The organism is Streptomyces sp. NPDC059456, assembly GCF_042750055.1.
GTDB lineage: Bacteria > Actinomycetota > Actinomycetes > Streptomycetales > Streptomycetaceae > Streptomyces.
The window spans coordinates 1-8,589 of sequence record NZ_JBHYVA010000349.1 but is presented as its reverse complement, the minus strand read 5'-3'; the positions used below and the strand labels follow the sequence as shown (position 1 = coordinate 8,589).

The 8,589-nt window shown below is 70.1% G+C and carries 7 protein-coding genes; 6 read left to right on the top strand and 1 reads right to left on the bottom strand.

Annotation, left to right across the window (positions count from 1 at the left end; translation table 11 throughout):
* Positions 1 to 200: 200 nt before the first annotated feature.
* A complete protein-coding gene (locus ACFXA3_RS26235; protein ID WP_385190742.1) occupies positions 201 to 1,283 on the top strand; it encodes a sugar phosphate nucleotidyltransferase in 1,083 nt (360 codons plus the stop codon).
* 53 nt (positions 1,284 to 1,336) lie between these two features.
* Complete coding sequence (locus ACFXA3_RS26230) at positions 1,337 to 2,146, top strand: polyprenol monophosphomannose synthase (RefSeq protein WP_385190741.1); 810 nt, start codon at positions 1,337 to 1,339, stop codon at positions 2,144 to 2,146.
* Positions 2,147 to 2,222: 76 nt separating this feature from the next.
* Here the strand turns inward: ACFXA3_RS26230 and ACFXA3_RS26225 are convergent, their stop codons facing one another.
* Complete coding sequence (locus ACFXA3_RS26225) at positions 2,223 to 3,590, bottom strand: LCP family protein (RefSeq protein ID WP_385190739.1); 1,368 nt, start codon at positions 3,588 to 3,590, stop codon at positions 2,223 to 2,225.
* 106 nt (positions 3,591 to 3,696) lie between these two features.
* On the opposite strand from ACFXA3_RS26225, the gene ACFXA3_RS26220 reads away from it, so the two are divergent.
* From ACFXA3_RS26220 to ACFXA3_RS26205, 4 genes are all read left to right on the top strand, one after another.
* Complete coding sequence (locus ACFXA3_RS26220; RefSeq protein WP_054222335.1) at positions 3,697 to 4,245, top strand: acyl-CoA thioesterase; 549 nt, start codon at positions 3,697 to 3,699, stop codon at positions 4,243 to 4,245.
* A 166-nt stretch (positions 4,246 to 4,411) separates the two neighbouring features.
* Positions 4,412 to 5,584 carry an acyltransferase family protein gene (locus ACFXA3_RS26215; RefSeq protein WP_385190738.1) on the top strand — a complete coding sequence of 391 codons (1,173 nt, stop codon included), beginning with the start codon at positions 4,412 to 4,414 and terminating at the stop codon, positions 5,582 to 5,584.
* Between the two features lie 155 nt (positions 5,585 to 5,739).
* The gene (locus tag ACFXA3_RS26210) at positions 5,740 to 7,272 is read left to right on the top strand and encodes a glycosyltransferase family 39 protein (RefSeq protein WP_385190737.1); all 1,533 of its coding nucleotides are present in this window, start codon (positions 5,740 to 5,742) and stop codon (positions 7,270 to 7,272) included.
* Between the two features lie 259 nt (positions 7,273 to 7,531).
* The coding region (locus ACFXA3_RS26205; RefSeq protein WP_385190735.1) for a transglycosylase family protein at positions 7,532 to 8,589 on the top strand (1,058 nt) is incomplete at its 3' end.

The following is an 8,589-nucleotide window of genomic DNA, read 5'->3' as shown; positions in this document are numbered from 1 at the left end:
CACCCCGACGGCCGCCACACTCGCCGTCGGGGCCGGCCCTTGGGCCGGGCCCGGGGGTCACCGGCCGTCCGGCGCGGCCGCCGCCCGGCCGGACCGGTTCCTGCAGCCTGCATCACGATTCACCTGGCGCGGTCTGGCACGTCCCCCCGATGGGCTAACTTTAAACCTTCGTACGCCCGAACCCGTTGGGGAGAAAAACAATGACGGAAGCGATCCTGCTCGTCGGTGGGCAGGGGACGCGTCTGCGCCCCGTGACGGTCAACACCCCCAAGCCGATGGTTCACGCGGCGGGTGTCCCGTTCCTCGCTCATCAGATAGCCAGGGCCGCCGCCGCCGGTGTCACCCACATCGTGATGGCCACCTGCTACCTCGCCGAGGTCTTCGAGCCGTACTTCGGCGACGGCTCCGCATTCGGCGTCACCCTCGAGTACGTCGTCGAGGACGAGCCCCTCGGCACCGGCGGAGCCATCCGCAACGCCGCGCAGCGACTGACCGGTGGCCCGGACTCTCCCGTCCTCGTCTTCAACGGCGACATCCTGACCGGCCTGGACATCGCCGGCCTCGTCGACTCGCACCAGGCGGCCGGCGCCGACGTCTCCCTGCACCTGGTGCAGGTCGAGGACCCGCGCGCCTTCGGCCTGGTCCCCACGGACTCCGAGGGGCGGGTACTGGCCTTCACCGAGAAGCCGCAGACCCCCGAAGAGATCATCACCGACCAGATCAACGCCGGCTGCTACGTCTTCCGCCGCAGCGTGATCGACTCGATCCCGGCCGGCCGCCCCGTCTCCGTCGAGCGCGAGACCTTCCCCGGCCTGCTCGCCTCCGGCGCCAAGCTGCACGGCGTCACCGAGAACACGTACTGGCTGGACCTCGGCAAGCCCGAGTCCTTCGTCCAGGCCTCCGCCGACCTCGTACGGGGCGTCGTCGCCTCCCCGGCCGTTCCCGGCCCGCGGGGCGAAGCCCTGGTGCTCCCCGGCGCGGTGGTCGCGGACGGGGCCGAGCTGTCGGGCGGTACCGTGGTCGGGGCCGGTGCCCGGATCGAGGCGGGTGCCGTCGTGCGCGGCTCCATCGTGCTGGACGGCGCGATCGTCGGCCCGGACGCGGACGTGACCGCCAGCCTGATCGGTGCCGGCGCCTCCATCGGCCCGCGTACCATGCTGGACAGCGCGGTCATCGGGGACGGCGCGCTGGTAGGTGCTGACAACGAACTTCGCGCTGGAGCGCGGGTGTGGTGCGAGGCGGAGCTGCCTTCTGCCGCACTGCGTTTTTCCTCGGACCGGTGACCCCGTGGTCGTAGGCACGCGCGTATCGACCGACTTCAGTGAGGCATAACCCTGTGATAGGCGAGCAGAAGACCCCCCGCGAGAGCGACACGGCATCCGCCCGGCTTCCCGAGGCGTGGGCCAACACCCCGCTGTACGTGGTGATGCCCACGTACAACGAGGCGGGCAATCTGCCGGGCATGGCCGAACTCCTGATGGGCCTCGACCTCCCGGGGCTGCGGCTCCTGGTCGTCGACGACTCGTCGCCCGACGGCACCGGCAAGATCGCGGAGGACCTCGCGAAGGGCTACCTCTCGGAGGACGGCACCCCGCGCATGTCGGTCCTGCACCGGACGACGAAGGACGGCCTCGGCCGCGCCTACGCCGCCGGCATGGCCCAGGCCGTGGAGGAGGGCGCCCAGTACGTCCTCCAGATGGACGCCGACGGCTCCCACCCGGCATCCAAGATCGTCGAGATGCTGGGCGTGGCCCGCTCCACCGGCGCCGGCCTCGTCGTCGGCAGCCGCTACGTCCCGGGCGGCACCCTCTCCGACGCCTGGGGTGCGCACCGCAAGCTGCTCTCGCGCTGGGCCAACGCCTACGCGAGCACCATCCTCGGCACCCGCGTCCGCGACATCACCGGTGGCTTCAACCTGTGGAGCGCCGACGCGCTGCGCGCGATCGACCTGGCGTCGGTCGGCAGCGCGGGCTACAGCTTCCAGGTGGAGATGAAGTTCAAGGCGCTGCGCCGCGACTTCCAGGTGATGGAGGTCCCGATCCACTTCGAGGACCGCACCGTCGGCGAGTCGAAGATGAACCTCGCGGTCCAGCTGGAGTCCATCGCCATGCCGTGGAAGCTCCGCGCCCGCGCCGGCAAGCGCTGACCGACCCGCCGCGATCCTCGCGTGAAAAAGGGGCACTCCCCAAGGAGTGCCCCTTTTCCGCGTTCCGCGCCCGGGGTCACCGGTTGCCGGTGACGGTCACCTTCTCGTCGTTCTGGATCTGCTTGACGAGCTGCTGCACCTTCGGCTTGTCCCAGAGCAGGTTGCCGCCGCGCTCGCCCGAGATCGGGATGTTCATCGACACGCCCTCGCCGCCGCTGATGCCCTTCATCGCGAAGAACATGTCGCCCATGTCCCACAGGGACATGTCCTTGTCGACGATCAGCGTGTCCAGGCCCGCGCCCAGCACCGGGTACAGCTTGAACGGGTTGAGGATCGTGCCCGGCGTGGCCGCCTGGTTGGCCAGCGTCGCCAGGAACTTCTGCTGGTTCTTCGTACGCGCCAGGTCCGACTCGGCGAACGCGTACCGGGTCCGGACGAAGGCCAGCGCCTGACTGCCGTTGAGGGTCTGCTCGCCGGCCTTGAAGTCGGCGCCCGACTTCTCGTCCTTGAAGCCCTTCTCGATGTTCATGTCGACACCGCCGAGCGCGTCCACGATGTTCGCGAAGCCGGCGAAGCCGATCTCCGCGTAGTGGTCGATGCGCAGGCCGGTGTTGAACTCCACGGTACGCACCAGCAGTTCCGGGCCGTCGTCCGCGTACGTCGCGTTCAGCTTGGTGTGCTTGCCCGTGCCCGCGAACTTCTTCCCGGACTCGGAGCCGACGAAGGACGGGACCTCGACGTCCGAGTCGCGCGGCAGCGAGACCATCGTGTTCCCGCTGGAGCAGGCCGCCAGGATCATCATCGAGTCGGTGCGCTTGCCCTCGGCCGAGCCCGTGTGGAGCTTCTTCTTCTCCTCGTCCGACATGCCCTCGCGGCTGTCGGAGCCCACGATCAGGTACGTCGTGCAGTCGCCCTCCTTCGGACGCTCGATGACCTTGGAGAGGTCGACCTCGCGGCGCACCTTGGAGTCGGCCCAGAAGTACGTGCCGATGGTCGTCGCCAGCAGCGCCGTGACCAGCACGATGGAGCCGATCTTGATCCGCTTGCGCCAGTCCGGGGCCGGTCCGGCCGGACGGCCCGGCCGCGCCGACGGCGGCTGCCCCGGCCCGCCGGGACCCCCCGGGCCCCCGGGTCCCCCGGGCCCGCCGGGGCCCGCCGGGCTGCTCTGGGGCTGCCCGTAGACCTGGCCGGTGTTGTACCCGCTGTCGTACCCGCCGTACGTGTCGTGGCCCGGGGCCTGCTGCGGCGGCACCCCGTACGCGGGCGGCTGCCCGGGCCGGGCCGGCGGCTGCGCCGGGCGCTGCGGTTGCTGCTGCGGCACCGGCCGCTGCTGCCGGCGCTGGACGTGCGGCATCCGCCGGGCACCTTCCGGCTGCGCCTGTGCGCTGCCGCGTCCGTACCGGTCGTCGCCGCTGTCGTTGCGCCCCTCGGGCCACTCACTCATGCCGCCTAGGATGCCTGGCCGGATGGGGTGCCCGACAGCCCGGGCGACGCTTCGTTCCGGTGCTGTTGCACACCTGATGCCTGCGCGTCGGCTTTAAGGTGGCCGTATGACAGAGATACCGGGCGACACCGCCGGCGACCTGCAGGGGAAGCCGATCTCGGCCTCGCGCACCACCCTCAGCCACATCATGACGGCCAATGACACCAACCTCCTCGGCACGGTGCACGGCGGTGTGATCATGAAACTGGTCGACGACGCGGCCGGCGCCGTCGCCGGGCGTCACTCCGGCGGACCCGCCGTCACCGCCTCCATGGACGAGATGGCCTTCCTCGCACCGGTGCGCGTGGGCGACCTGGTCCACGTCAAGGCCCAGTGCAACTGGACCGGCCGCTCCTCGATGGAGATCGGCGTACGGGTCCTGGCCGAGCGGTGGAACGAGTCGACCCCCGCCACCCAGGTCGGCAGCGCCTACCTGGTCTTCACCGCCGTGGACGCCGACGGCAAGCCCCGCACGGTCCCGCCGGTGCTCCCCGAGACCGACCAGGACCGGCGCCGCAACCAGGAGGCCCAGATCCGCCGCACGCACCGGCTCGCCCGCCGCCGGGCGATCATGGCACTGCGCGAGGAGCGGGCGGCCCAGGGGTTCGACGACTGAACGTGCATGTGGACGGCGGGGCGTTCGGTGGCGTGTTTCACGTCACGGAGGACCCCTATCGGTCCAGGGCGTATGGGGGCCACGTTAGTGTGGCCTGTCCGACGCCTGAGTGAACGCTGTGTCGGCGTCCGTCCGTCCTCGGATTTCCTGCGGAGAAGTACCCCTGATGTCCACCGTCGTGCCTTCCCTGCCCCCCTTGCGCGAGGGGGCCACCGACGTGCCGGCCCAGGCTGCGAACCCCGCTCCCCGCCGGCCCCGCCTGTACGTGCTGGACGCGCTGCGGCTGATCGCCGCGCTGATGGTGGTCGGATTCCACTGGACGGGCGTCAACCAGTACCCGGAGGTCTGGAAACAGCAGCCGCAGAAGCTCATGCCCACCGTGCACGCCTTCGGCGCGTACGGCTGGCTGGGCGTCCAACTGTTCTTCCTGATCAGCGGCTTCGTCATCTGCATGTCCTGCTGGGGCAAGACGCCTCGTCAGTACTTCACCTCGCGGGTGGTCCGGCTCTTCCCCGCCTATTGGGGCGCCGTCATCATCACGGCCCTGGTGGTGAACTTCGCCACCACGGTCCGGCACGGCCGCCATCACGTCACCCCGTCGGGCCTGCTGACCAACCTCACGATGCTCCAGCAGCCGCTGGGCGTGGAGGAGGTCGACGCCGTCTACTGGACGTTGTGGGTGGAGCTGCGTTTCTATCTGCTGTTCGCGGTGGTCGTGGCCATGGGTCTGACCTACCGGCGGGTGCTCTCCTTCTGCGGGATCTGGATGATCGCCGCCGTCCTCGTCGACAAAGCCGACGTGCCCTTCCTGAAGATGCTGCTGATGCCGGAGTACGCCCCGTTCTTCATCGCGGGCGTGGCCATGTACCTGATCTACCGGTTCGGCCGTGACTGGCTCCTGCTCGGCACCGTCGGGTTCTCGTGGCTGGTGGCCCAGCACATGCTGCTGGGCACGAAGGAGAGCTACGAGTACGGCGTGCAGCACCCGCTGCACTGGTACGTCATCGCCGGTTTCTCCCTCTTCGCGTTCGCGCTGATGCTCGCCGTGTCCACAGGCGTCTTCAACTGGGTGCAGGGGAAGTGGCTGACCGTCGCCGGCGCCCTGACGTACCCCGTCTACCTCCTGCACCAGGAAGTGGGCTTCGCCATGATCCGCTGGGGCCGGGACCATGGCATCGCGCCCTTCCCGCTGCTCGCGATGTGCCTCGCGGTGATCCTGCTGCTGGCCTGGCTCGTCCACCGGTTCGTCGAACGCCCGCTGTCGGGCGTGCTCAAGCGGCTGCTGGACGGGGCCCGGCCGATGCTCCCCAAGACCGATCCGCCGGTCCGCCGCGGCTAGCCGCCCCGGCGCGGTCCGCGCCCGGCGGCCCCGGGGCAATTGGTCCCTGCCGGGACACCTGATCTACCCTTTCCTGTCGAGCTCGGTCCGGATGACCCCGGGTTCCGAGGCCACCGACGGCAGCCGCCCCGAGGGACCCGGAAGGTACGAGCATCATGACCAGCAGCAGTACGGCGGTCGCGCACGCGTCTGTTGACGGCCCCACCGGTTCCGCCGCCGAACCTGCCGGCCCCCACCCGGCCCCCGCGTCCGGCCGGGCCCGGTTCGACTGGCTCTGGGCCGCCGTGCTGACCTTCGTCGTCGCCTGCATAGGCGGCGGCGCCGCCCAGCCCTGGCGCGACGAACTCGCCAGCTGGAACGCCGCCGGCCGGGACACCGGCGACCTCGTCGGCATGCTCGGCCACGTCGACGCCGTCTCCGGTGCGTACTACCTGCTCCTGCACGGCTGGGTCTCCGTCTTCGGCGACTCCCCGGCCATGCTCCGCATGCCCTCGGCGCTGGCCATGGCCGGGGCGGCGGCCTTCGTGGTGCTCACCGCCCGTACGCTCTTCGACCGCCGGACCGCGGTGTTCGCCGGGTTGCTCTTCGCCCTGGTGCCCGCCGTCTCCAAGTACGGCCAGGAAGCCCGCTCCTACGCCTTCGTCGTGCTGGCCGTGGCCGCGGCCACCTGGCTGCTGCTGCGCGCACTGGAGCGCCCGACCGTGGCGCGCTGGCTGCCGTACGCGGTGTCCGTCGCCACCGCCGGGCTGTTCCACGTCGTCTCGCTGCTCGTCCTGCTGCCGCACGCCCTGATCGTGCTGTGGCGCTGGTGGGACGCGCGGTCCGGGCGGCTGCTCGTCGGCTACGCCGCGGCCGTCGTGACCGGGCTGCTGCCGGTGATCCCGTTGGTGCTGATCGGCCAGCGTCAGGTGGGCCGGCAGATCAGCTGGCTCAAGGCCCCGCACCTGCGCGACCTGGCCGGGTTCTGGAGCAACCTGAGCGCCTCACCGCTGGTCTCCCTCGCCCTGCTCGCCGCCGCCCTGCTGCCCCTGGCCTGGACCCGGGGCCGCCGCCCGGCGGCGGAGCTCGCGCTGGTGGCCGCGCTGCCGATCGCCGTGGCCTGGGTGATCTCCCACGGCTCGACCTCGTACTTCCTCGACCGCTACCTGCTGTTCACGCTGCCCGCCTGGGTGCTGCTGGCCGCCGCCGGGCTCGGCGCGCTGCGCCCGCGGCTGCTCGGCGTGGCCGGCCTGGTGGTCCTGGTGGCGCTCGGCGTCACCGACCAGCGGCACCTGCGCACCAAGTACGCCAAGGACGGCACGGACGGCAAGCGCGTCGCCGACGTCATCGCCAAGGACTACCAGCCCGGTGACGGCTTCGCCCCGGTCCGGGGCTCCGACCGCGTCTTCATGATCGACTTCACGGTGGACTACTACCTGCCCGACAACGTGAAGCTGAAGGACGTCTTCGCCGAGCGGTCGGCGCTGGCCGCCGACGACCTGTTCCCGGTGGAGTGCGAGCAGAGCGACCGGTGCGCGAAGGACCTGGACGGCACCCAGCGGGTGTGGGTGGTCACCTGGAGCGGGACCTCGAACCCGTACCACAAGCTCCCCGAGGGGCAGGAGAAGGCGCTGAAGGACCACTACAAGGTGGTCAAGAGCACCAAGGTCCGCAACCTCCAGGTCACGCTGGTCGAACGCGCCCGCTGACGAACAGTCGAACAGCCGAACCCCCGAACGCCTCCGTAGCGATCCGTCGCCGCGGGGGCGTTCGTCGTTTCCCGCCCCGTCCCGCCCCCGCCGGCGGAGGCCGAAAGGGGACAGGGCCCTTTCCGTCCAGCCGGAAACCCTTCCGGAGGAATTTCCGATCCGGGCATGATGAGTCCTGTCGAAAGGGCGGCGAATCCCCGGTGAATGCCCCGGGAGTGCGTTCGCCGAAATTCCGGACGCTTTTGTGGGGGGATCTTTCATGTCCAAGTCCAGGCTGGGTATTACCGTTTCGCTCGTCGCCGCCGTCGGCTGCTCGACCGTTGTCGCCATGTCGGGGGCGGCGAACGCGGCTTCTGTGAGCACGTGGGACAAGGTTGCCAATTGCGAGAGCAGCGGCAATTGGAGCATCAATACCGGAAACGGGTTCTACGGCGGGCTGCAGTTCACGGACAGCACCTGGCGCGGATATGGAGGAACGCAGTACGCCCCTCGGGCCGACCTCGCCACCAAGCAGCAGCAGATCCTCATCGGTGAGAAGGTGCTCGCTTCCCAGGGCCAGGGTGCATGGCCGAGCTGCGGCCCGGCCGCAGGTCTCGGGGCCGACCACGCGGACCCGTACCCGGACCCGGCAACGACTCCGGACCCCGTGAAGAACACGGTGCATCTGCAGCGGATCGCGCCGGGCGGGGCGCTGTTGCAGGCGGAGGGTGATTTCTCGACGGGCAAGTGGAGTGCTTGGGCGGATCAGGGTGCTTCGGAGCTGAAGGAGGTCACGAGCGCGGGGACGGGTTCGGTGAACCGGGTGTTCGCGATCGGCGGGGACGACCGGGTCTACGAGAACGACGGTGACTACGCGACGGGCAAGTGGTCGGGCTGGTTCCAGCTGAAGGATGCTCCGCAGGCCAAGGCGATTTCGGCGTCTTCCGACGGGAACACCGTGCATCTGGTGGTCGTCGGGGCGGACGGGCAGTTGTACAACGCGGACGGGGATTACTCGGCGGGCAAGTGGAACGGGTGGACCGGTCATGGTGGTACCGGTCTGAAGCGGGTGACCAGCGCGACGACCGCGGACCACGTCAACCACATCTTCGCCACCAATGCCAACGACCAGATCCTCGAACTGGACGCCGACTACGCAGCCGGCAAGTGGGCCGACTGGAGCGTCGCGGGCCCCGCGGGCGGGTTCAACGCGATCGACGTGACCGCGTCGGTGGCCGGTAACGTCGTGCACCTGGGGGCGATCGGCCAGGACGGCAACTGGTACAACACGGACGGTGACTTCGCCGGTGGTTCCTGGAACGGCTGGTGGAACGGCGG